At 71.9% G+C, this 23,812-nt stretch carries 21 protein-coding genes; 15 read left to right on the top strand and 6 right to left on the bottom strand.

Annotated elements, in window-relative coordinates; genetic code table 11:
• Positions 1 to 389 precede the first annotated feature (389 nt).
• The gene (locus V2S66_RS21205; protein ID WP_330797483.1) at positions 390 to 743 is read right to left on the bottom strand and encodes a hypothetical protein; all 354 of its coding nucleotides are present in this window, start codon (positions 741 to 743) and stop codon (positions 390 to 392) included.
• A 1,601-nt stretch (positions 744 to 2,344) separates the two neighbouring features.
• Here V2S66_RS21205 and V2S66_RS21200 point away from each other — a divergent pair.
• The 9 genes from V2S66_RS21200 (at position 2,345) to V2S66_RS21165 (ending at position 9,450) form a co-directional block, all read left to right on the top strand.
• The gene (locus V2S66_RS21200; RefSeq protein ID WP_330797482.1) at positions 2,345 to 2,623 is read left to right on the top strand and encodes a type II toxin-antitoxin system Phd/YefM family antitoxin; all 279 of its coding nucleotides are present in this window, start codon (positions 2,345 to 2,347) and stop codon (positions 2,621 to 2,623) included.
• A complete protein-coding gene (locus V2S66_RS21195) occupies positions 2,589 to 3,020 on the top strand; it encodes a type II toxin-antitoxin system VapC family toxin (RefSeq protein ID WP_330797481.1) in 432 nt (143 codons plus the stop codon). Before V2S66_RS21200 ends, V2S66_RS21195 begins: the two co-directional genes overlap by 35 nt.
• A gap of 740 nt (positions 3,021 to 3,760) precedes the next feature.
• Complete coding sequence (locus V2S66_RS21190; protein ID WP_330797480.1) at positions 3,761 to 4,030, top strand: type II toxin-antitoxin system Phd/YefM family antitoxin; 270 nt, start codon at positions 3,761 to 3,763, stop codon at positions 4,028 to 4,030.
• Positions 4,020 to 4,478: a type II toxin-antitoxin system VapC family toxin gene (locus tag V2S66_RS21185; RefSeq protein WP_330797479.1), complete on the top strand. Its 459-nt coding sequence runs from the start codon at positions 4,020 to 4,022 to the stop codon at positions 4,476 to 4,478. Before V2S66_RS21190 ends, V2S66_RS21185 begins: the two co-directional genes overlap by 11 nt.
• Before the next feature lie 615 nt (positions 4,479 to 5,093).
• Positions 5,094 to 5,210, top strand: coding sequence for a putative leader peptide (locus V2S66_RS34575; RefSeq protein WP_413966447.1), 117 nt, complete (start codon positions 5,094 to 5,096; stop codon positions 5,208 to 5,210).
• Between the two features lie 320 nt (positions 5,211 to 5,530).
• Complete coding sequence (locus tag V2S66_RS21180) at positions 5,531 to 6,709, top strand: SfnB family sulfur acquisition oxidoreductase (RefSeq protein ID WP_330797549.1); 1,179 nt, start codon at positions 5,531 to 5,533, stop codon at positions 6,707 to 6,709.
• Between the two features lie 92 nt (positions 6,710 to 6,801).
• Positions 6,802 to 7,962, top strand: coding sequence for an LLM class flavin-dependent oxidoreductase (locus V2S66_RS21175; protein ID WP_330797478.1), 1,161 nt, complete (start codon positions 6,802 to 6,804; stop codon positions 7,960 to 7,962).
• A 417-nt stretch (positions 7,963 to 8,379) separates the two neighbouring features.
• A complete protein-coding gene (locus tag V2S66_RS21170; protein WP_330797477.1) occupies positions 8,380 to 8,685 on the top strand; it encodes an NIPSNAP family protein in 306 nt (101 codons plus the stop codon).
• 132 nt (positions 8,686 to 8,817) lie between these two features.
• Positions 8,818 to 9,450, top strand: coding sequence for a DUF1345 domain-containing protein (locus V2S66_RS21165; protein ID WP_330797476.1), 633 nt, complete (start codon positions 8,818 to 8,820; stop codon positions 9,448 to 9,450).
• Between the two features lie 202 nt (positions 9,451 to 9,652).
• Here V2S66_RS21165 and V2S66_RS21160 read toward each other — a convergent pair whose 3' ends face one another.
• Together V2S66_RS21160 and V2S66_RS21155 are read right to left on the bottom strand one after the other, a co-directional pair.
• Positions 9,653 to 11,173 carry an arabinofuranosidase catalytic domain-containing protein gene (locus V2S66_RS21160; protein WP_330797475.1) on the bottom strand — a complete coding sequence of 507 codons (1,521 nt, stop codon included), beginning with the start codon at positions 11,171 to 11,173 and terminating at the stop codon, positions 9,653 to 9,655.
• A 449-nt stretch (positions 11,174 to 11,622) separates the two neighbouring features.
• Positions 11,623 to 12,270: a TetR/AcrR family transcriptional regulator gene (locus V2S66_RS21155; protein WP_330797548.1), complete on the bottom strand. Its 648-nt coding sequence runs from the start codon at positions 12,268 to 12,270 to the stop codon at positions 11,623 to 11,625.
• Positions 12,271 to 12,425: 155 nt separating this feature from the next.
• Between V2S66_RS21155 and V2S66_RS21150 the strand changes: the two genes are divergently transcribed.
• Positions 12,426 to 13,985, top strand: coding sequence for an MFS transporter (locus V2S66_RS21150; RefSeq protein WP_330797474.1), 1,560 nt, complete (start codon positions 12,426 to 12,428; stop codon positions 13,983 to 13,985).
• Between the two features lie 115 nt (positions 13,986 to 14,100).
• Positions 14,101 to 15,276: an MFS transporter gene (locus V2S66_RS21145; RefSeq protein WP_330797473.1), complete on the top strand. Its 1,176-nt coding sequence runs from the start codon at positions 14,101 to 14,103 to the stop codon at positions 15,274 to 15,276.
• Here the strand turns inward: V2S66_RS21145 and V2S66_RS21140 are convergent.
• Positions 15,205 to 15,972 (bottom strand): AraC family transcriptional regulator, encoded by a 768-nt coding sequence (locus V2S66_RS21140; protein WP_330797472.1) that lies wholly within the window; start codon positions 15,970 to 15,972, stop codon positions 15,205 to 15,207. The two genes, V2S66_RS21145 and V2S66_RS21140, sit on opposite strands and share 72 nt — an antisense overlap.
• A gap of 334 nt (positions 15,973 to 16,306) precedes the next feature.
• On the opposite strand from V2S66_RS21140, the gene V2S66_RS21135 reads away from it, so the two are divergent.
• Positions 16,307 to 16,909, top strand: coding sequence for a DUF998 domain-containing protein (locus V2S66_RS21135; RefSeq protein ID WP_330797471.1), 603 nt, complete (start codon positions 16,307 to 16,309; stop codon positions 16,907 to 16,909).
• Positions 16,910 to 16,921: 12 nt separating this feature from the next.
• Here the strand turns inward: V2S66_RS21135 and V2S66_RS21130 are convergent, their stop codons facing one another.
• Positions 16,922 to 17,587, bottom strand: a complete 666-nt coding sequence (locus V2S66_RS21130; RefSeq protein WP_330797470.1) for a Type 1 glutamine amidotransferase-like domain-containing protein — start codon at positions 17,585 to 17,587, stop codon at positions 16,922 to 16,924.
• 333 nt (positions 17,588 to 17,920) lie between these two features.
• Between V2S66_RS21130 and V2S66_RS21125 the strand changes: the two genes are divergently transcribed.
• From V2S66_RS21125 to V2S66_RS21115, 3 genes are all read left to right on the top strand, one after another.
• Entirely contained in the window at positions 17,921 to 19,984 is a 2,064-nt protein-coding gene (locus V2S66_RS21125) for a phosphocholine-specific phospholipase C (protein ID WP_330797469.1), read from the top strand.
• 109 nt (positions 19,985 to 20,093) lie between these two features.
• Complete coding sequence (locus V2S66_RS21120) at positions 20,094 to 21,767, top strand: esterase-like activity of phytase family protein (RefSeq protein ID WP_330797468.1); 1,674 nt, start codon at positions 20,094 to 20,096, stop codon at positions 21,765 to 21,767.
• A 176-nt stretch (positions 21,768 to 21,943) separates the two neighbouring features.
• A complete protein-coding gene (locus tag V2S66_RS21115; protein WP_330797467.1) occupies positions 21,944 to 22,693 on the top strand; it encodes a D-Ala-D-Ala carboxypeptidase family metallohydrolase in 750 nt (249 codons plus the stop codon).
• Positions 22,694 to 22,769: 76 nt separating this feature from the next.
• On the opposite strand, the gene V2S66_RS21110 is transcribed toward V2S66_RS21115, so the two are convergent.
• Complete coding sequence (locus tag V2S66_RS21110) at positions 22,770 to 23,762, bottom strand: hypothetical protein (RefSeq protein ID WP_330797466.1); 993 nt, start codon at positions 23,760 to 23,762, stop codon at positions 22,770 to 22,772.
• Positions 23,763 to 23,812 lie beyond the last annotated feature (50 nt).

The raw sequence follows: 23,812 nt of genomic DNA, 5'->3' as shown, positions 1-23,812 counted from the left end.
TGCGCCGTTCCGACCAGACACGCCATGCCGAGCGAGGTCCGGCATCGTTGCTGGAGCCGCATCCCGCCCGCGCGTAGCGATAGTAGTCATCCCCCGCCAGCCCCGGCGGCGGACTCGACGGGATGGCCGGATCCCGTCCCCGCAGGTCGGCTCCGTACCGGTGCCTTGTGCATCCTCGGTCCGAGGCCGGATTTCGTCGGACACCATACGGAAAGGTCCCCGGAGTCGTGGTCGCTCGACTCCGGGGCCCGGGTGAGGCACGCGCGGTCCAGCGGGTTCGCGATCCGCCGCTACCGTGCTGTTCCGCTCACACGGTGACCGTCGCGCCTGCCTGAGGTGTCCTCAGACAGTGGCTCGGTCCACGACCCGCCTCACCACAATCGATCCCGTCAGGTCCATCGCCCGCAGCCCAGCGGAGAGCAGGCCCGGATCCGCCACACGGGAGCATCGGTCTCGACCGAATGCGCCTTCCGCGCGGCAGCGGTGACCCTGCCGACGGAGTTGTCGTAGAACTGGTACTCCACGTAGCCGCCGGTGCTCCCGCCGTAGGCCCAGACCCAGCTCTGCGCCCCGTCACCCGGGTGCGTGTCGAGCTGGCCCTCAACACCATAGAAAGACGTGTAGTACCGGGTGTTCGGGTGGAGGTTCGACGGCGCGGCCGAAGCCGCCTGGGTCAGACCCAGCCCTGCGACCGCGACGACAGTCGTGACAGCGGCTGTCCGCATCATGTTCTTGACTCGCATTTTCCCTCGCTTGTCTCTTTGACAGGTACGAAGCTTCGCTGCGCTTCGCGTCATGCGTCGATTTACTGCCCGGGCACTCGGAGTTTCTCCCTGGAGACCGTTGAGCCCTTCTCACAACTCCACGCAGAGCGAGTCCCCGGGGTTCGATCCGTGGAGTCGTTGGGCCATTCGCTGAGGCAGGCCCAGGACCGATGAACCCACCAGGAGTCCTAGTCGTAGTGAGAGGAACAGGGCAGAGAATTGGCATCACACGAATTCTACGTGCGGGAGGACTACAAACGCCCCGTCCATCGCGCATGAATCTCGCCCGAAAATGTCCGACAGTTTCCGAAACAAAGGAATGGAAAACGACTCCGGGGTGACTCAAACGAGGCCTCTCTGACGTAAGCGCTATGGCACGGCGGCACCACCAGTGCCGCCGAAAAACCCACCAGCAGTGCCGCCAAAAGGCCAGGCAGAAACGCCATCCGCTAAATCAAGTGGAAACATTTCGACACCGGCGCCGCCGACGGAAGGTTACTCGCAGAACGGCGACGTCTCCGGAAATGTCTCGTCGGTCGATCACTCGCACCGGCGCGATCCCTCCGTCCCCAAAACTGTCACACCGGGCAGAGCCCTGAACTTAAATCAAGGTTCAGCAGCGACTCGGAAGGTTCGAAAAGGGCCCGTGCCGCAGCAATCTCTCCGCCTGGAGGATCGGCGCAAGCCGCGTACAGCTCATCGGCTACGGCGCCGGAGAAAAACCCCCTCAAGAAGAATACGCGACTGAGGAAAACCAAATAAAGGAGTAAATTTCCCGGCGGCCCTACCCGAGCGGTCTTCCATTTCAGGAAGACCGCATCTTACGAGCTTGTGCATGGTTTCGATCGGGGAATGGCGGCTCAGCAGTTCGCCTTGCTGCACAGGGGTCCATCCCCGCTCGCGCGGGGAGTAACCTGATTGACCTGCAGGTCTCCTACGGGGCCGACTGACTGGAGCCAACTTCAAAGAAGGCGACAAAAGACGCACACGGCACGAAAGGTCGCCCCGCGAGTCCCCAGAAAACAGAGTACGGCCGCCGCACGGAACACCCGGAGCGATGGCCGCACCCATGGGATACCTGTCCGCGCGCAGGGCTGCGCCCCGCGCAACTCCCGCACCAGGCCCAGCGGCACACCGCAGACAGCCACGGTCAGTCGCGGGCACACGGCCACGGGCCAGCGGGCGGAGCATGGACGGCCTGACCAGCAGGTACGCCGGCAGCGCCTCTGTGATTCCCAAGCTCAGAGCGCGGGTTCGATTCCCGTCATCCGCTCCAAAGTGAAGCCTCAGGTCGAAGACCTGGGGCTTAATTCATTTGAGGCTCAATTATCGCCCGCCCATTACCGGTGAAGGAAAATTCAACACCTCTTCCCGCCGGAGAGCAGCGTCCCAGCATTGCCGACGTTCGCCGCGGATCTTGGCGCCTTCGCGGAGTTGGGCGGGCGGCGTCCTCCTGGCCGTGGACCCGGCCCCGGGCCTCGACGAGGGCAGCCCCTTGATGATCACAGTTTTCGTTGCCCGCCGGCTGCGGCCTCCGCTCACCTGTAGCACCATGAGACACGACGCGCTACGATGAGGTCATGAAAACCATCACTCAGCGCGAGTTCCGCAATCAGTCCGCGGCCGTCATGGACGCCGTGGAGGCCGGCGAGACCTACCACATCACCCGTAACGGCACGGAGGTCGCGGAGCTGCGTCCTCTTCACCGCAGGCGGCGTCTGAGTGCCGAAGAACTGGTGGAACGGCACCGCAGGCTGCCGCGCGTGGACGCCGCCGGCATGCGACAGGAAGCGGACGAGTTCTTCGGAACCGAAGACCGCGCCGGTGACGACGACCCCTGGCAGCGCAGCCGTGCCTGAGCGCCACCCGGCCGGCGTGCTCGACACCTGCGCGTACATCGATCTGGATGTACTCGACCCGGCGGTCCTTCCAGCCGTCCCGGAACTCACCACCATCACGATGGCCGAGTTGCAGCAAGGGGTCGCCATGGCCAAGGACGCTGCCACCCGAACCGCCCGCATGGAAAAACTGGGTGCGGCGGTCGCCGATTTCGAACCTCTCCCGTTCAACGGGGACGCAGCCGCCCGCTACGGCACGCTTGTGGCGCTTGCCATTGCCGCAGGCCGCGATCCACGTCCCCGGAGGATGGATCTCATGATCGCCGCCATCGCCTCCGTCCAGGGCCTTCCCCTATACACCCGCAACGCCGATGACTTCAAGGGGCTGGACGGCTCCCTGACCATCGTTGCCGTCTGACGGACCCGCCCTACGCAGGTTGCACCACATCCGCACCACTCACAGCGGTACATGACGGTCAGCCTCGGGCAGCGCTGGAGGCTGCGGCGCACCCGCTGCTCAGCCCGAAGCCGCGCTGACCAGCATCTGGCTCACCACGGCTCATGTGATTCCCAAGCTCAGAGCGCGGGTTCGATTGCCGTCATCCGCTCCAAAGAAAAGCCCCAACTCAACGAGTTGGGGCTTTTGTCGTTGTCCAGACCCGTCAGGGCGCCGCGTGCCATTGGCGTGCCACTGGGCGAACCCTCAACACCGCACCCGAGAGCGCGTCAATTGCGAGGAGAGTCGGACTCATCGTCGCACCTCTGGGCGGCTGGCCAACGTGCTTTCACGCCGGCCGCGAAGACGGCGCCGGCGCGACTGCGTAGCGTTGTCCCAGCGAGATGGCCAAGGTCAGGAGCCCACCAGAGCTCACGGCATTCAGCACCGCTCTGCAGTAGGTCGGCACCCGTGACCATGACCGCGGCCGTTCCCGCCAGTGCGCCCATCGCTCCACCGGCTGATCCGCAACGCTTGACGATCACGACGTCCACCGGCCCCAGCACGGACGTCCGGGTCCTCCTCGCCCAGGCCGAGGGCCACCCCGCCGGGACCGACGCACCCATCGAACAACGTCCCCGCCCTCGACATCGACCTCGCGGGCAGTTGCTCCGGTCGTCCCTCCGCAGCACGCGGTGCTACTGCGTGCTACCGTGTGGCTCATGTCAGCACAGCCCGAGATCACCCAGCGCGACCTGCGCAGCAGGTCCAAAGAGATCATGGACGCCGTCCAGGGCGGGCAGTCCTTCACCGTCACCCGCGACGGGCATCAGATCGGGGAACTGATCCCGCTGCGCCGTCGCAGGCGGTTCGTTCCGCGCGCGGAGTTCGCGGCCATGTCCCGCACAGCGTCGGATGTCTCACTCGAAGCCTTCCGGACCGACCAGGAGGCCACGGCCGAGCAGGAGACGGACGACCCCTATGCCCGCTGAGTACGCCCAGGGCCTGCTCGACACCAACATCGTCATCCTGCGCAAGTGGCTCGACCCCGCAGAACTCCCCGGCGAGGTCGCGATCACCGCCATCACCCTGGCAGAACTCTCCGCAGGCCCCCACGAGGTGCGCAGGAACGACGAACAGGACGACTACGACGAGCACGCGGAGCGCGGGCGCCGCCTCGACATCCTGCAAAGGGCCGAGAACGAGTTCGACCCCATCCCCTTCGACACCGAAGCCGCCCGCATATACGGGAGGGTCTGCGCCGCCGTGATCGGAGCCGGCCGAAAGCCACGGCGTCGCGTCGCGGACCTCATGATCGCCGCCATCGCCGCCGCCGAAGAACTGCCCCTCTTCACCACGAACCCCGACGACTACAAGGGCCTCGGCGACCTCCTCACCGTCGTCCCCGTCACCCGACCCACCGTCCTTCACGACCGGTAGCGCCTGCTCGGCGCACCGAATCCGCACCACGCGCAGGGGTACGGCTCGGTGAACCGCGCATGCCCACGGCAGCGGCCCAGCGGATACTTCAGGACCGATCGTTCCGCTGACCAGTACAGATGCCGACCAGACCCCCCGTGATTCCCAGGCTCGGAGCGCGGGTTCGATTCCCGTCATCCGCTCCACCCGCGATCCGCGGTGCGTCTGCACCGGTGGGCCGTCCGGACTCGCGGCGCGCTCGCTTCGACTCGACCACGTGCAGCACTTCGTCGCCTCGGATCAGAGGAATGTCGACCCTGTCCCCGGACGCCAGTCGGCGGTGGGCCGCCTCACCGACGAACGCCCGCCGAGATCAGTGCGGCCCCTTCAACGCGCGATGAAGCGCGCGTTCGGCAGCCGTGGTGTCCTCGATGACAAGGCGCGAAGCCGCCAGCGCGGCCCGGCCGGCAGTCCAGGAGCGGCCCGGCTCCGTCCCTGTTCGGGCGTGGCGCCGTGCGGCACCGTCGCGCCGTTGGGTGGAGGGGAAACCCCACCGACCGTTCACCGACGCCGTCTCGACCGCCGGCCGCGCGGACGCCTACTGTGGCGGTCGGACGGAGACCGGCGTCACTGGGCATGCCGGGACCGGTCCGTGACGGCGCGAGCGAGAGGGTGAACGATATGCACGGCATCCTCACCAAGCGGCTCCACATCGACCTCGGACGCGTTGCCAGCGCCTTCTGTTGTCGCTGAGCGCCGGCCGCCGCCGTTGAGCGCGGCCCACGGCCGTCGCCGTACCGGCCCTGCCTCGTGACCGGTCCGCCGGCGACCGCGCACCTGCCGGCGTCGGCAGCCGGCTCGCCCCCGGCCGGCACCGCGTGGTCGGCGACGAGGAGGCGCCGTCACCTTCGACCCGGCCGCAGCCGTACCGCCACGGCAGGCCGTCACCCCGTTCTCCGCCGCCCTCGACTCCCAGGAGGCATCTCGTGACCGCACCGCCCCGGTCCTCGGCCGACGTCCAGGCCGCGGCTGCCGCCACGGCTTCCGCCACGGCGCAGCCGCCCCGCGCGGCGGTGATCGCCGACGACGCCGAGGCGCTCGCCGTCGCCGCCGCGCTCGCCGCCGAGTTCCGGGCCGGCGCCTCCCGGCGGGACGCCGAACGGGACCTGCCGCGCGCCGAGTTGGACCGGCTCAGCGCGACCGGGCTGCTGGCTGTCTCGGTGCCGGCGGCGTACGGCGGCGCGGACGTCAGCCTGGTCACGCTCGCCGAGGTCTTCCGGCTGCTGGCCACGGCCGACGGCAGCCTCGCGCAGATCCCGCAGAGCCACTTCGTGTACGTCAACGTGCTGCGCGCCCAGGGCACGGCGGACCAACAGAGCTTCTTCTACGGCGAGTTGCTCGTCGGCAAGCGGTTCGGCAACGCCCAGTCCGAGGCCGGCACCCGGCACGTCCAGGACATCCGCACCCGGCTGGAACCGGCCCCCGGCGGCGCCGGGTTCGTCCTGACCGGGGTGAAGCACTACGCGACCGGCGCCCTGTTCGCCGACTGGATCCCGGTGCTGGCCCGAGCCGGGGACGAGGGCGCGCTGCACGTCGCCTTCGTGCCCGCCGGCGCGCCCGGAGTCACCGTGGTGGACGACTGGGAGGGCATGGGCCAGCGCACCACCGCCAGCGGAACGGTGCGGCTGGAGGGCGTCGACGTTCCCGCGGACCGGGTGCTCCCGCATTACCTGACCTTCACCGGGCCCCAACTGCACGGGGCTGTAGCGCAGTTGCTGCACGCCGCGATCGACGCGGGAATCGCCGGCGGCGCGCTCGCCGAGGCCGTGGAGTTCGTCCGCACCAGGAGCCGTCCGTGGTTCGAGAGCGGATTCGAGACCGCGGCGCAGGACCCGCTGCTGATCCAGCGGGTCGGCGAACTCGCCGTCCAGGTACGGGCCGCGGACGCGCTGCTGACGGCGGCGGCCCGCGCGGTGGACGCCGCCCGCGCCGACCTGACCGACGACAGCGCCGCCGAGGCGTCCATCGCGGTGGCGGCGGCCAAGGCGTTCGCGGCGACCGCCGCGGTGGAGGTGTCGGGCGCGCTCTTCGAGCTGGCGGGCACGCGGGCGGCGGCCGACTCGCTGAATCTGAACCGCTACTGGCGGGACGCGCGTACCCACACGCTGCACGATCCGGCGCGGTGGAAGGTGCAGCACATCGGCCGCTACGTGCTCAACGGCGTCCGCCCGCCGCGGCACGGCCTGCTGTAGGCCCTGCGGGCGGCCCGCCCCCACCGACGCCCCGGCGTCCGCGCCACCCGTTGCCGCACCTCGCCGCCGCGTATCCGAAACGGAGACCTCTCGTGACCCTGACCTTCCACTGGTTCCTGCCCACCTACGGCGACAGCCGCCAGGTCGTCGGCGGCGGCCACGGCACCCCGGCGGGCGCCGCGGGTGGCGACCGGCCCGCGACGCTGGGCTACCTCACCCAGATCGCCCGCGCCGCGGAGGACCTGGGCTTCGTCGGCGCGCTCACCCCGACCGGGGCGTGGTGCGAGGACGCCTGGCTGACCACGGCCATGCTCGCCCAGACCACCGAGCGGCTGAAGTTCCTGGTCGCCTTCCGCCCCGGCTCGGTCTCGCCGACGCTCGGCGCGCAGATGGCCGCCACCTTCCAGCGGCACTCCGGCGGACGGCTGCTGCTCAACGTGGTCACCGGCGGCGAGAGCCATGAGCAGCGCGCCTACGGCGACTTCCTCGACAAGGACGCGCGCTACGCGCGCACCGGTGAGTTCCTGCACATCGTGCGGGAGTTGTGGGCGGGCCGCACGGTCGACCTGACCGGCGAGCACCTGCGGGTGGAGGGCGCCAGGCTCAGCCGGGTGCCTGACCCGGTGCCCGAGGTGTACTTCGGCGGTTCGTCGCCGGCCGCCGGCGAGGTCGCGGCCCGGTACAGCGACGTGTACCTCACCTGGGGCGAACCGCCGGCCGCGGTCGCCGAGAAGATCGGCTGGATCCGGGCGCTGGCCGACAAGGAGGGGCGTCGCGTCCGGTTCGGCATCCGGCTGCACGTGATTGCGCGCGACACCGCCGCTCAGGCGTGGGCCGAGGCGGAACGGCTGCTGGCCGGCTTCGACCCGGCCGCCGTCGCCGCCGTCCAGGCGGGGCTGGCCCGCAGCGAGTCCGAGGGCCAGCGGCGGATGCTGGCGCTGCACGGCGGCAGCACCGCCGACCTGGAGATCTCGCCGAACCTGTGGGCCGGCATCGGTCTGGTCCGCGGCGGCGCCGGCACCGCGCTGGTCGGCAGCCACACCGAGGTCGCCGACCGGATCGCGGAGTACCACGCCCTGGGCATCGACGAGTTCGTGCTGTCCGGCCACCCGCACGTGGAGGAGGCGTACTGGTTCGGCGAGGGCGTGCTGCCCGTGCTGCGCTCCCGCGGCCTGTGGACCCACCCCCTCGACGCCACCCCCGGCGCCCGGGACACCGCCCCCGCCGAGATCCCCTTCGCCGGCCGCCCCTGACCACCTGGTGCGGCGGCAGGCGTGGCGCGGCCGGTTCCACGCGCCCTGCGCCACGCGCGCGCTTCCACGCGTCCGGCGCCGCCAGGCGGAAACCCACGCCGATCGCTTCGCGATCCTGCTCGGAGGCGCCGTGTCCGCGGGCGCACCGCGCGGGATGCCGGTCGTGGCGGGCGGCGCCGCCCCGCGCGGCGCGCTCCCACTCGTCCTCGGCGGGCAGCCGCACGTCGAGGCCGAGCCGTTCCCCTGGCCGGCGGCAGCAGGCCGCCGCCTCGGCCCGGTCCACGCGCTCCCCGCCCACCGCGGCGACTCCGCCCGACCGGACACGCCTCATCGCGCCGTACCGGCGCCGGGAGGCCGGGCGGGGCAGCGCCGACACAACAGGTCGATCCGTCCGGGCCGGAGGGGGACCATGGAGTCATGATCACCATTCACCTGAAGTACGAGATCGACCCCGACAAGCTCGCGGACTTCGAAGAGTACGGCAGACGCTGGATCACGCTCGTCAACCGGTTCGGCGGCACCCACCACGGCTACTTCCTGCCGAGCGAGGGCGACAGCGACATCGCCTACGCCCTCTTCTCCTTCGACTCCCTCGCCCGGTACGAGAAGTACCGCACCGACAGCTTCACCGACCCCGCGTGCCAGGAAGCCTTCGAGCTGGCCCGCAGCACCGCCTGCATCAGGCGGTACGAACGCCGCTTCCTCAGACCGCTCGAGGCGTGATCGATGTCCCGACTCGCCGACGCCACACGGCGGCGCCCGGACCTGACGACGGTAGATATGGGTCAGACGTGAACACAGGACACTGATCTCCCTCTTTGTCGGATGGCGCAACGGGACGGCTGTGGTGGGTGCATGAAGCTCTGGTTGCCGTTGGACGCCGTGCCGCGGCTCGGCGGTGCGGTCGTCCTCGGAGTCGTGGTCGGCCTCGCCGTCGCGGTGCCGGTCGAGCCGGCGTTGGGTGTGCTCGCCGGGATCGCGGCCATGGAGCTGGTCTTCGTGCTGGCGGGCTGGGCGGTGCTGTGGCCGATGGACGCCACGGCCACCCACCGCAACGCCCGGCGTGAGGACTTCCGGCCCCTCACCGAGGAGCTCGTGGTGGTCGCGCTCGCGTCGTGCGGGCTGGCGGCCATCGTGCTGCTGCTCCTGCGCAGCCGGTCCGACACCGGCCACGCCGCGGCCGCCACCGCGCTGTGCGGCGTCTTCATGGCGTGGGCCGCGCTGCACCTGATGTACGCCACCCGCTACGCGTACGTGTACTGCACGTCCGCGGGCGGGATCGACTTCAACACGGACCAGCAGCCGGCGTACCGGGACTTCTTCTACTTCAGCTACAACCTCGGCATGACGTACCAGGTGTCCGACACCGACGTCTCGAGTGCGGCCATCCGTGCGATCGTGCTGCGGCACACCCTGCTGTCCTACGTCTTCGGCACCAGCATCCTCGCCACCGCCATCAACCTCGTGGTGGGGATCGTCAGCGGCTGACGGCGGAGAGCGGCGCCCTGCCTGCCGCCGCGAGCGATCCGAGCGCCGCCGTGCGCGAGCCGGGACAGCCCCGTTCGAGGGCGGCCCGTGCCCCGGCCGCCGGGCTTCGGCCCCGCGGCCACCCCCGCCCCCGTCCCCCCCTCGCGGGGGACGGGGGACGGGGGACGGGGGACGGGGAACGGGGGACGGGGTCAGCGGTGGCTCACGGGGACGGTGCCGCGGCCAGGTCGAACTCCTCCCAGGGGCCGACCGCCGTGCGGTTGGCGATCAGGGCGGACGCGCCGGCGTTCTCGGCCGTGACGAGGTGCTGGTTGTCGTAGGCGCGGAAGCTGACGCTGCCGTCGGGGTTGTGGAGGAGGTAGAAGGTCTCCCACGGGCCGGCCCCGCCGCGGTTCGCGATCAGCGGGGAGCTGCCGCTGCTCTCGGCGGTGACCCACTGGTTGTCGGACCGCGCCTTCAGGTTCACGGTGTTGTTGTTGTTGGCGACCAGGGTGAACGTCTCGTTCGTGCCGACCGAGGTGGCGTCGGCGATGAGCGAGGTGGTGCTGTTCGCCGCGTCGACGTACTTGCCGTTGGCGTGGGCCTTGAGACTGATCACGGACTGGGTGGGCGGCGGGAAGGTGGTGGTGTTGTTCGCGTAGCCCGCCGCGGTGATGTTGGCCTGCACGGAGTTCTCGGTCGCGTCGGTCGGGAACCCCTTCGTGACGGCGCCCTCGAAGAACTCGCCGGTGCCCTCGGGGCTGTTGTCGCCGCCGGTGCCCAACTCGACGGAGGGCTGGACCTTCATCGGGTTGTAGCCGCCCGGCAGCGCGCCGGAGTACGCCTGGGTCAGGCCGCCGGACTGCCCGTTGCCGTACTTCAGGGTGAAGTTCGTCGTGCCGTTGTTCTTCTCCCAGGCGGACACGAACGATCCGGTCTCGCTGGGGATGTTCGACGGGTTGGGGCCGGCCGCGCTGAAGTACATGCCGTTCTCGAGGTCCCCGCCGACCCAGGGGCCGGAGCCGGTGCAGCCGCCGGTCCAGCAGGCGGAGCCGTAGTAGATCGCGTTCATGGTCGCGTTGCCGTCGTCCGAGTCGTCGGTCTCGGCGGAGCCGAAGTCGAAGCAGCAGCTGCCGCTGGTGAGCTTCGAGGACGTGAGCATGTACAGGCCCTCGGGCTGCGAGCCGGTGGGCACGTTCCTGACGGCGTTGTTGCGGTATCCGGTGCCGATGTTGTTGACCAGCACGCCGTACGCGGCCTTGCCGCCCACGGTGATCGGCAGCGCCATGGCGTCCGCGCCGATGTCCGCGCCGTTCGGGCCGGGGCCGGAGAGCGCGCCCGAGCAGCCGGCGCAGGAACTGCCGGGTGAGATGGGCAGGTTGTTGGCGTTGGGCGTCTGGTCGTACAGCTGGGTGAGGGTGCACGCGGTGCCGGCGCAGAAGGACACCTGCGGGGCCGAGGCGACCAGACCGCCGGCGGACGCGAGGCCGATGTTCAGGGTGGCGCTGTCCGAGGCCCGCCGGATCTGGTACAGCGGGCCGTTGTACGAGGAGAACATCGCTCGGGTGGTGCTGTACGCCGCCTCGCAGGGCGTGCCGCCGGACGCGTAGATGTCGCAGGGCCCCGACGAAGCCGCCGCGGCGTGCGTCGCCGCCGTGCCGAGGACCGGCACCGCGATCGCCACCGCGAGCAGGAACGCGATCAGCAGCCGCGTCCGGCGTCGGAGTGTGGGTAAGACCAGCACAAATGCCTCCCGGAAATGTGATGGTGCCATTCCGCCCGGGGCGTCGAGCAGGGTCGCGGCTGCGCTCGTCGGCGGGCGCGGTCAGAGATCGCCGGTCGTGCCCAGCAGGCCGGACGACGGCGTCCCGTGTGGCGCAGCTCACATGTTCAGCTGGCTCTGGACGTAAGTCAATGCTCCCGACTCACAGCAGTGCATATTTCGAGGGATTCCCGGGACAAAGCCCGCGCCATCCCTCAAGCCTTATGTACAAAGCGAGCACAACAGACACGGGAGCCCGTACGCGTCGAGCCGGTGGGACGCGTACGAGATCGTCGCGCGCCGCCGCACCCCGCGCCGCCGCACCCCGCGCCGCGAGCCGCGAGCCGCGAGCCGCGAGCCGCGAGCCGCGAGCCGCGAGCCGCGAGCCGCCGCAGCCTGAGCCCCCGCAGCGCGCGGCGGGGGCCGACCGGTCAGACCCCGGCCTGCAGGCGCAGGCCCGCAAGGGTCAGCTCCAGGGCGGAGCGGAACTGGTCGCGGTCGTCGTGGCCGTCGAACTCGTCGACGATCTCGTGCACGAACGGGAACTCCTCGGGGTCGAGCTCGCGCCATGCCTGGGCGTAGCGGCCCAGGTACTCGTCGCGGTCGACGGCGCCGTCGAGGACCTCCTTGGGCGGTTCCTGCCCCATGTCGACGGCGGAGCCGACGACGACTCCCACGATCGCGGACACCGCGTGGAACCGCTGGTGCGCGGTCAGGTCGAGGCGCAGGGTCCGCCGGCCGAGCCGCTCGTACAGGCGCAGGGAGTTGCTCTGGACGTCGGTGTTGCGCATGAAGTACGCGCCCAGCCACGGCCGCTCCACGATCGCGTCGAAGAGCATCACGGCCATCGCGCGGAGGTCGTCGATCGGGTCGTCGCCGTCCGGCAGCGCTTCGAGGTCGGCCAGGACGCCGCCGATCACGTGGTCGGTGGCGCGGTCGAGCAGCTCCTCCTTGCTCGCGACGTACCAGTAGATGCTCGCGACGCCGCCGCCGAGGCGCAGGGCGAGCGCGCGGAAGGTCAGCGCCGACACCCCGGCCTCGTCGAGCAGGGCCACCGTCTCGTTGAGCACGGACTCCATCGAGTGCGAGGCGCGTCGGCGCCCTTCGCCGGACCGGTTCTGCAGGCGTGCCATGGCTCACATCCCCACGCGTCTTGCACTCTGTCGAACGCTGTTCTATCGTAGCGTATCGTACGTTGTTCGATAGACGAACGGCGTTCGATTGGAGGACTGCCATGACGACCGCCACGCTTCACCCCAGGTCCCATCCCACCTATCCGTCCCTGCGCGCGGCGTGGATTCCACTGGCCGCCCTCTGCCTGGCCTTCTTCGTCGAGATGGTCGACAACACGCTGCTCTCGATCGCGCTGCCCACCATCGGCCGCGACCTCGGCAGCGGGACCACCGCACTGCAGTGGGTCACCGGGGCGTACTCGCTGACCTTCGGCGGGCTGCTGCTGACCACCGGATCGATGGCCGACCGGATCGGCCGCCGCCGGGTGCTGCTGGTCGGGCTCGCCGTGTTCGGCGCGGTGAGCGTGTGCGTCGTCTTCGTCACCACGACGGGCGAGCTGATCGCACTGCGGGCCGCACTGGGCGTCGCCGCCGCGGCGATGGCCCCGATCACGAACTCGCTGGTCTTCCGCCTCTTCGACGACAAGACGCTGCGGATGCGCGCCATGACGGTGATGATCACCGTCGGCATGTCCGGCTTCGTCCTCGGGCCGCTGCTCGGCGGCACCGCGCTGGCCCACGTGCGGTGGGAGTGGCTGCTGGTCGTCAACGCCCCGATCGCCGTGCTCGCGTGCATCGGCGTGCGGCTCGGCGTCCCGGCCGACCGGCCGGAGGGCCTCACCGACGACGCGCTCGACCTGCCCGGTGCGGTCCTGAGCGTCAGCGCCATCGGGCTCGCCTGCTACGCGCTGACCAGCGGTGTCGACCACGGCTGGCTCTCCGCGCTCACCCTCGCGTCGATCGTGGGCGCCATAGCGGCGGCGATCGCGTTCGTACGGCACGAACGGCGCAGCGCGGCGCCCATGCTCGATCTGCGCCTCTTCTCCAACGGCACCGTCCGCGGCGCCACCATCGCGCAGGTCGGCACGTCCATCGCGATGGCCAGCGTGATGTTCGGACTGATCCTGCACTTCCAGTACGCCTACGGCTGGAGCCCCGTCCGGGCCGGCCTCGCGAACCTGCCGATCATCGTGACGATGCTCGCCGCGAGCCCGCTGTCCGAGTGGCTCGCCCGCCGCTTCGGCCACCGCATCGCCTGCCTGATCGGCGCGGCCTTCATGGCCGGCGCGCTGGCGGGCCTGTCCTGGGGCGTCGACCACGGGTACGCCGCGATCGCCGTCTGCATGGTGCTCATGACCATCGGACTGCGCACCGTGATGACGATCTGCGCGGTGGCGCTGGTCGACGCGATGCCGAGCAACCGCACCTCCATCGGCGCGGCCCTCAACGACACCGCCCAGGAGGTCGGTTCGAGCGTCGGCACCGCCGTGGTCGGCACCCTGATCGCCGCGCTGGTCACCACCCGGCTGCCGGCCGGCACCTGGAGCAGCGACCTCGTCGCGTCGTTCTTCCACGGTGAGCGGATCACCTACGGCCTGCTCGCGGTCGTCGTCGGACTGATCGCGGCGGGCGGCGCGCTGAGCCTCACCGACTCGCACAGCGTCGAGGAGCACGGCGAGGAGGAGGAGACCGCCGACGCCGAGGCTGCCGGCGAGGAAGCCGCCGGCGAGGTGCCCGCCGCCAAGGTGCCCGCGGGCGGGGAAGCGCGATCGACCGGCTGACCCGCACGGCGCCGCGGCCCGTCGGGCCCGCCACCGGGGGACGATCCGGCGTCGGCATCAAGGAGAGCGGCTGAACGATCAAGCCGCCGCGGGCCGTACACCCGAGACTGGGCGCATGACCTCTGAGGGCCGTGTGACCGATCCGAAGGCCGTGGCGGCGCCCGCCGCGGTCTCGTGGGCACCCGTCGCGGCGCTCACGCTGGGGATCGCGACCCTGGTGGGAAGCGAGTTCCTGCCGGCGAGCGTGCTGCCGGCCATGGCCTCGGACGTCGGCGTCAGCGAGGGCACCGCGGGCCTGGCCGTCGCGGTGACCGCGGTCGCCGGCGCCGTCACCGCGCCGACCATCGCCCTCGTGCTGCCGCGCACCGACCGCAGGTCCGTGCTGATCGGCCTGCTCGCCGCCGCGGTGCTGTCGAACGCGGTGGTCGCGGTGACCCCGAACTTCGCGCTGCTGCTGGCGGGCCGGCTGCTGCTGGGGGTGGCGATCGCCGGCTTCTGGTCGTTCGCGCTCGGGGCGGGTACGCACGCGGTGCCGGGGCGCGACCACGTCGTGTCCACGAGCCTGGCGCTGGGCGTGAGCGCGGCGACCATCGTCGGCGTGCCGCTCTCGTCGGTGCTGGGCGACGCGGTGGGCTGGCGGCCGGTGTTCTGGTCGGCGGCGGGCCTGAGCGTCCTGGCGGTGCTCGCGGTGGCGGCGACCCTGCCGCCGGTGCCGGCGCAGCCGGGCGCGGGGCTCGCCATGCTCCGGCGGGCGCTGGCCAACCGCAGGTTGACGGCAGGAACGGGCTGCATCGCGCTGGTGGCCTTCGGCAACTTCGCCGCCTACCCGTACATCCGGCTCGCGATCGAGCGGGTCACCTCGGGGAGCACGGTCTGGCTGCTGCTCGGCTGGGGCGTCGGCGGACTGGCGGGCAACCTCGCCGCCGGGGCGCTCGCGCGCCGCCTCGTGATCGCCGTCGTCACGGCGCCGGTGCTGCTCGCGGCGAGTCTGCTGGTGCTGGCGACGGCCCCCGGGCTGCCCGCGGCGACGGCGGCGATCGTCCTGTGGGGATTCGGCTTCAACATGGTGCCCGTCGCCACCCAGCTGTGGGTGGCCCGCGCCGAGCCCGAGCGGGTCGAGTCGGCGATCTCGTTGCAGGTGACGGCGTTCCAGGTGGCCATCACCGCCGGGTCGGCGGTCGGCGGGGCGCTGGTGGACGCCAGCGGGGTCCGGGCGGCGCTATGCGTCGGGGCGGTCGCCGCGCTGGCGGCCGGCGCCGGCTTCGGGGCGCTGCGCGGCCCCCGACCCTGACCGCCACGCCTGCGGCGAACTGCCGTGGTGGGCGGAGAACGCACGGCTGAACGCCGCGGCCGAGCCGTACCCGACGCTGAAGGCGATCTGCTCGACCGGGCGGTCCGTGCCCGCGAGGAGGCCGCGGGCGTGCCGCATCCGCACCTCGCGCAGCAGCTGCGCCGGGGTGCGGCCCAGCTCGCGGCGGACGTGCTCGCCGAGCGACGAGCGGGACAGATGCGCGACCCGCGCCATGCTCTCCACCGTCCAGGGCCGCCCGGGGTGCGCGTGCAGCTCGGCGACCAGCGCGGTGAGCCGCGGGTCGGAGCGCCGCGCGCTGTCGTCGAGGGCCTGCACCATCGCGGCCTGGATCAGCCCGCCGTAGCTCGCCACGAAGAGCGGCTGCGCGCCGCGCGCGTCCAGCGGGCACCTGCGCACCAGTTCGACGATGCCGCGGTTGCTCCCGGCGAAGTCCCTCGCCAGCAGCGGGCTCGGCAGCGGCGGGACCGCCCGCAGCATGCTCACCGCGACCTCGGCCCGGGTACGCGCGACGAGCCGGTACGCGCCCGTGGCGGCCACGTGGAACGCGTCCCCCGCGTGCAGCTCCTCGACGCCCGCCGCGGTCTCCAGCCGTGCGTCGCCGTCCAGGATCAGCGCCCAGATCGCGCCGCGGACCCCGCCCAGCCGCTCCTGCGCCGCCAGGTGACGGATCGCCACACCCGCCATGTCCCACGCCGGCATCCCGCCGACACCACTCCCGGGCGCGGCCGCACCTTCCACCGGCGTCATGCACCGGCAAGCGCTCGGGGTGCGCGCACTATTCCTCGCCCCTCGCCGCTCGCCCCTCCGGCGCCGATCCGGGGGCGACGCCTCCGGCTCCCGCGGGCTGACCGCCGGCCGTTCCACCGTCGAGGACCCGGAGATCGCCTGCGATCCGCTCCGGCCCGCGCACGGGTGCGGCTACGCCACCGAGGCGGCGGTGTCCGAACCGGCTCGCGGACCGTCCGCGTGTGCACACCGTGGAACGGATGGTCCGTTTTACGGTGGTCTGATGCGACCTGTCCCCTGGTGGACCCTGCTCTCGTCCGGGTGCGCTCCTGTCGTACTGATCGGCGGCTCCACGATCGCGGCCATGACCCACGGGCCCGGCTACAGTCCCGTGCGCCAGACGATCAGCGTCCTGGCGGCCGACGGCCCCTCCGGATACTGGGCGCTGACCACGACGCTCATCGTCCTGGGCACCTGCCACCTGGCGACGGCGTGGGGGCTGCGCGCGGCGGAGCTCGCGGGGCGGCTGGCGCTGGGGGCCGGCGGGGTGTCGGCGATGCTGCTGGCGCTGTTCCCCGCGCCGAGCAGCGGGGGCTCGCTGCCGCACGGCTCGGTGGTCGCGGTCGGGTTCTCGCTGCTGGCGCTCTGGCCGATCCTGGCCGCGGACCGCAGTGGACGCGCCGCGCCGTGGGGGCTCCGGTTCGCGCCGTCCCTGACGGTGACCGCGCTGCTGGTCATCGGCGCGGCGTGGTTCCTGATCGAGCTGGAGACCAGGGGCGCGGCAGGCGTCGCCGAGCGGGTCCTGACCGCCGCGCAGTCCCTGTGGCCCGTCGTGGTCGTGGTGTCGTGCCTGTGCCACTCCCCCGACGGCGACCGGTCGACGTGAGGCGCTCGCGGGTCACGCGGCGAAGTGCTTCCAGCTCCCCTCGGAGACGACCTCGACGGCGCCGCCCTCGACCTTGAGGGCGGTCTGGTCGTCGATCGCGTACGCGGGCCCCGACAGGCCGGCCGCCCATGCCCGCGCGTCGGCCAGGGAGTTCTCCGGCAGCTCGGGGTGGTCCAGGTGCGGGAAGACCGAGAAGTCGACGAGGCCCAGGGTGCGGTCGCCGCCGGTGGCCGGCCTCCACTCGACGAACTCCTCGCCCACGCGGGGGGTCAGCACCATGCTGCCCGCGCTGACGCCCACGTAGACCGTCTCGTGCAGCGACGGCAGGAGCCGCGCCAGGCCGGACTCGCGCATCCAGTGGTGCAGGTACATCGGATCGCCGCCCGCCACCAGCAGCGCGTCGGTCTCGCGGACCAGCGGTATCCAGTGGTCCGCGTCGATGCTCGGGAGCGCGGTGAGCTCCAGCACGCCCAGGGTCTTCCACCCCAGTTCGCACAGGGGGGTGCGGGCCTGTCCGCTGATCACCCGCCACGCCGCGGCGGCGCCGCCGGGCATGGCGTGCACCGCCGTGGGGACGCACAGGGCGCTCGACTCGGCGACGGGCTTGCCCAGCAGGTCGGCCAGCGCGGCCTGGATGCTCGCGTTCTTGACGCCGGCGGAGGTCAGCAGAAGCTTCACGGTGGCGAGTCAACCACCTCCCGCCGATTCGTACAAGCGTGCGAATGGGTGACGTCCGGCGCCTTCGCGGCCACTGATCGCCCGCGGGCGGACGTGCCGCGGTCGGGGCGCGGTCGGGCTGCGTTCACGCGGCATTGACACGGTGGGGGCGGCCCGCCACAGTCATGTCCGCGTCACATTGAGCACACCTGTCGCAAACACCCCCTGCGCGCGCACGATCGCGCACGAGCGCCTGCCTGGCTGCTGGCTGAGGACGCACGAACGCCGGCGTCTCGCGCCGCCCCCGCCCGCCGCCCCGCCCGCCGCCCCACCGGACCGTCAGGAGAAGCACCCGTGTCCCATGTCGACCGCCGAAGGTTCCTCCAGCTCGCCGGCGCCACCGCCGCCGCGTCCGTGCTCAGCGGCGGGATCGCCAAGGCCGCCGCGATTCCGGCCGCGGCCGGGACCGGGACCCTCCAGGACGTCGAGCACATCGTCGTCCTGATGCAGGAGAACCGCTCCTTCGACCACTACTTCGGCACGCTGCGCGGCGTGCGCGGCTTCGGCGACCCGCGCCCGGCGGTCCTGCCCAGCGGGAAGACCGTCTTCCACCAGGCCGACGCCGCCGGGCACGAGACGCTCCCCTTCCGGCCGGACGCCGACAACCTGGGGATGCAGTTCCTCCAGGACCTCGACCACAGCTGGTACGGCACCCACCAGGCGTGGAACGGCGGCAACCACGACCGCTGGGTCCCCGCCAAGACCACCACCACCATGGCGTACCTGACCCGCGAGGACATCCCCTTCCACTACGCGCTCGCCGACGCGTTCACCGTCTGCGACGCGTACCACTGCTCGATGCTCAGCTCGACCGACCCCAACCGCTACTACCTGTACACCGGTTACGCGGGCAACGACGGCAAGGGCGGCGGCCCGGTGCTGGGCAACGAGGAGGCCGGCTACGGCTGGACCACCTTCCCGGAGATCCTGGAGAGGGCGGGCGTCTCCTGGAAGGTCTACCAGGACACCGGCAACGGCCTGAACGCCGCGGGCGGTTGGGGCTGGACCGGCGACGCCTTCATCGGCAACTACGGCGACAACTCGCTGCTCTACTTCAACCAGTACCGCACCGCCCAGCCCGGCAGCCCGCTCTACGACAAGGCCCGCACCGGCACCCGGGTCAGCGCCGGCGACGGCTACTTCGACCAGCTCAGGGCCGACGTGCTGGGCGGCCGGCTGCCGCAGGTCTCCTGGATCGCCGCGCCCGAGGCCTTCTGCGAGCACCCCAACTGGCCTGCCAACTACGGCGCCTGGTACGTCTCGCAGGTGCTGGACGCGCTCACCGCCGACCCCGACGTGTGGAGCCGGACCGCCGTCTTCCTCACCTACGACGAGAACGACGGCTTCTTCGACCACGTGGTGCCGCCGTTCCCGCCCGCCTCGGCGGCCCGCGGCCTGTCCACCGCCGACGTCACCCAGGACCTCTACACCGGCGGCCTGTCCGGCTACGCCGCCGGGCCGTACGGGCTCGGGCCGCGGGTGCCGATGCTGGTGCTCTCGCCGTGGAGCACCGGCGGCTGGGTGTGCTCCCAGACCTTCGACCACACCTCGATCGTGCAGTTCGTCGAGAAGCGGTTCGGCGTGCACAACCCGAACGTCTCGCCCTGGCGGCGCGCGGTGTGCGGCGACCTCACCGCCGCCTTCGACTTCACCCGCAGCAACGCGGCGGCGCCCGCGCTCCCCGGCACCGGCGGCTATGTGCCGCCGAACCACGTCAACCCCGGCAGCTACGTGCCGAAGCCGCCCGCCACCGGCGCGGTGCCCCGCCAGGAGCCCGGCCTGCGCAACGCCCGCGCGCTGCCGTACGACCTGGCCGCCGACACCAGGCCGGTCGGCGGGCGGATGCAGTTCACCTTCGGCAGCTTCGGCGCCGCGGGCGCGGCCTTCCTCGTCACCTCGGCGGTGCGCTCGGACGGCCCCTGGCCCTACACGGTCGAGGCCGGCAAGACCCTCACCGACACCTGGGCGATGCCCGCCGCCGCCTCCCGCTACGACTTCTCGGTCTCCGGCCCGAACGGCTTCCTGCGCCGGATGGCCGGCACGGCGGGCTCGGCCGGCCCGGAGGTGACCGCCCGCCACGACGCGTCCACCGGCCACGTGACGCTGGTCTTCAGCAACCCCGGCGCCGCGCCGGTGACCTTCACCGCCACCGACGCCTACGCGCCCGCCAAGCACTACAGCTACACCGTCGCGGCGGGCGCCTCGCGGAGCGTCCCGGGCTGGGGCGTGGCGGCGGGCAACCGCTGGTACGACATCACGGTCACCTCGGCGTCCGACACCGCGTACGTACGGCGGTTCGCCGGCCACGTGGAGACCGGCGCGGTCGGCACGAGCGACCCGGCGACGGCCACCACCTGAGGCGGCGGTCGCGCGGCGCGCCGGGCGGAGGCGGAACTCCGGGGCTCTGTGAAGGGAGGGTTCACCCGTGGTCCGCCCGCAGTTCACCCATGACCGGGAGGTTCGGGGCATGACTCCGAGACCCTTCTCGCGCAAGCGCATCCGGATCGCCGTCGCGATCGGTGCGACCGTCGCCGTGGCGGGCGCGGGCACCGCCGTGGCGCAGGCCGGCGGCTGGCTGTCCGCCCCCTCGCACGACTTCGCCGCGACCTCCGACTCCTACTCCGGCCACGGCACGGTGACCGGCGACGTGCTGCGCAACGACGCCGGCGCCACCGCGGTCGTACGCCACACCGCCCCGGCCGACGGCGCGGTGACGGTGGCCGCGGACGGCAGCTTCACCTACACCCCGAAGGCCGGCTTCGTGGGCACGGACACCTTCACGTACACGGCGACCGACGCGGTGCAGCTGTTCAAGGACACCCGGGCGGACGGGGCGCCGCTGGCGCCGCTCGCGCAGGTCGCCGGCCCCGGCGGCAGCACCACCGCCCTCTCCGGTGAGGGCTACGGCTCCTCGCTCGCCCCGGTGCCGGGCCGGCCCGGGTACTTCTACGGGCTCACCGACCGCGGTCCGAACGCGGACGCCCCCGACGGCAACAAGTCCGAGATGCTGCTCGGATTCACCCCGCAGATCGGCGAGTTCAAGCTCGTCGACGGCAAGGCCGAGCTGCTCGGGCAGGTCACCCTGAAGGGCCCGCGCAGCCTGGGCGGCGTGCCGTACAGCGGCCGCCCGCCGCACGACACCAGCGAGGTGATCGACGACGTCGCCGCGACGAACGCGGCCGGCGGCACGCCGGCCCCCGTCGCCAGGGACCCGTACGGCTACGACTCCGAGGGCCTCGTCGCGCTGCGCGACGGCACCTTCTGGGTCTCCGACGAGTACGGCCCGTACGTCACGCACTTCGACGCGAACGGCTACGAGCTGGGCCGGCTGACGCCGTACAAGGACAGCCAGGACAACGCGTTCCACAAGATCCTCGGCTACCTGCCGCCCGAACTCGCCTACCGGGCCAAGAACAAGGGCATGGAGGGCCTGACGGTCACCCCCGACGGCTCGACGCTGGTGGGCGTCATGCAGTCGGCCCTGCAGCAGCCCGACCTCGGCAGCACCAAGGCCGGCAACGTCGCGCCGACCCGCATCGTCACGATCGACCTGCGCACGTACCGGACGAAGCAGTACCTGTACCTGCTGGACGACCCGGCCGACACCGGTGACGCCAACAGCGAGATCACCGCGCTGTCCGCGACGAGGTTCCTCGTCGACGAGCGGGACGGCGCCTTCGAGCCGTTCGCGCGCAAGACCCTCTACGCGGTCGACGTCAACGGCGCCACCGACGTCAGCGGGCTGGCACTGGGCGGCAGGTCTCCCGAGGCGTTCGTCGGGAAGGACGGCACCAACGCGGCGCTCGCCGCGCTCACCGCGGCCGGCGTCAACGTCGCGCAGAAGCAGCCGTATCTGAACGTCGGCACGCTGGTCAGCCAACTCGACCCCAGCGGGGGGTTCTTCGCGCACGACAAGGTGGAGGGCGTCGCCACCGCGAACGCCGGCAGGACGCTGTACCTGTCCAACGACGACGACTTCGGCATCGACACCATCGCCGTCGACCCGGACGGCAAGTGGACCGTGCACCAGAAGGTGCTGCCGTCCACCGGCGCGGCCGACAGCGGCGAGATCCTGAAGGTCGACACGGCGAGGCTGCCCGCGGTGCTCAAGACCGTCACGGTGACGATCCACGTGCGCTGAGCCTTCCGCCGCCGGTCGCCGGGCCCGTCCACCGCCGGGGACGCGCCCGGCGGCCGCGGGCGGCAGTGGTGTGGGCCAATGACGGTTCCCGCTGCCCCTTGAGCACCACCAGCCCCGCCGTCATGCTGGGCGCGCACGGGCCGTCCCGGGCCCGACCGGTCTCGGAAAGGACCGCGATGACTTCGTCCTCCTCGCCCTTCAACCGCCGCACCCTGCTGCGCGGCACGCTGGCGGCCGGCGCCGGCGCGGCGCTCGGGCCGTTCCTGCTGTCCGGCTCGGCGTCCGCGTACTCGTGGTCGCGGACCCTGTCGCAGGGGATGACCGGCGCCGACGTCACCGAACTGCAGATCCGGGTGGCCGGCTGGGCCACCGGCAGCCCCGGCCACACGCGGGTGTCCGTCGACGGGGACTTCGGGCCCGGCACCGCCACCGCGGTCCGCCTCTTCCAGTCCGCCTACGGCCTGTCCTCCGACGGCGTCGTCGGTCCGGCCAGCCAGGCGCAGCTCAACGCGCTGCAGCAGTCGGACGGTTCGACCGCGCACTTCGACTTCAGCGAGTTCACCGACCGGGTCAGCGGCACCTTCGACGGCGGCAAGGTCAGCGCCGCCACCGCCAAGGAGAACGCCCGCCGCGCGATGTACAAGCTGGAGGCGCTCCGCAAGAAGCTGGGCAACGTCCCGATCACCGTCAACTCCGGGTTCCGCAGCATCGCGCACAACGCCTCGGTCGGCGGTGCGAGCGACAGCATGCACCTGTACGGCACCGCGGCCGACCTCGACGTCCCCGGCGTGGCCAACAAGACCGTCTACCAGAAGGCGGAGACCTGCGGCTTCTCCGGCCTGGAGACCTACACCGAGGACCACCAGCACGTCGACAGCAGGGCGGACCTGGGCCGCGCGTGGTGGTGGCAGGACGGCACCATCTGACGGCCGGTCCCGTCCGCAGGGCCGCCGGCGGCCCGGCGCCGCGCCCGCGGGGGCGGCGCCGGGCCGTCGCGGTGGGTCAGCCGACGTCCTTCCAGTGGGTGTACGCGCTGACCATCTGGTAGCTGCGGGTCGGGCAGTAGAACGCGCTGTTCGGCTGGTCGTAGTGGGTGTCGGAGTTCGCCGAGGTGGCGGGCGACCAGGTGCCGTTGTTCCGTACGGTGATGGCGCTCGACTCGAAGGTGAGCCCGGCCATGTCGTCGCAGGAGTAGGCGTGCCCGCTGGAGCCGACCGAGGAGTACAGCTCCTCGATGTCCCAGCCGTCGGTGCGGCCGGACTGGTTGGTGCCGGACTGGGTGAACAGGGTGTCCCAGCGGCCGGTGGTGTAGTCGTACAGCGCCGCCGACCAGGTGTTGGAGGCCGCGGACGTGCGGATGACGCGTCCGGTGTAGGCGCCGGTGCCGTTGGTGTAGGTGGTCAGGAACGAGCTGTTGATCGGCACCGAGGCCGCGAAGTTGACGCTCCGGCACCAGTCCCAGGCGGAGACCGCGCGGATGGTCTGCGAGTAGACGGTGACCAGTTCGACGCAGGAGCCGCCGGGCGGGTACATCGTCGGCGTGTAGATGGTGGTCGCGCTGTTGTGCACGGTGAGCTGGGTGGAGACGGACTGGGTCGCGCAGGAACCGTCCGCGCCGGACTGGGACTTGAACGAGGTGCCCGCCGCGGGGTGGATGGAGACCAGCGGGCGGGCCGCGGCAGTGGCGGCGGGCGTCGTGGCCGCGCCGAGCGGGCCCTTGGCCGGTATCCCGTGCGCCGCGTCCACGCCGTACTGGGCGCGGTGCTGCGCGGTGAGGGAGGACAGGTCGCGCCGGACCTCCGCCGGGGACAGGGCGCCCGCCACGGTGCCGGTGGCGGCGGCGGAGCTGCAGACCGCCGCGGCGACCCGGGGGGCGGCGGGGGCGGGGCCGGCGGAGGGAGCGGCGGGGCTGGCGGCGGCGGTGCCCAGGCCGCAGCCCAGGAGCAGCGCCGCGGTCGCGGCGAGGACGGCCGCGGTGGACTTGAGGCTTCTCACGCTGATGCGATCCTCTCGGTGGGGACAAGGGGGTGCGCATCGAGAAAACC

The organism is Actinacidiphila polyblastidii (assembly GCF_036353415.1).
In the GTDB taxonomy this organism is placed as follows: domain Bacteria; phylum Actinomycetota; class Actinomycetes; order Streptomycetales; family Streptomycetaceae; genus Actinacidiphila; species Actinacidiphila polyblastidii.
Note: the sequence above shows the minus strand (reverse complement) of the source record. Positions and strands in the feature narration are given on the sequence as shown.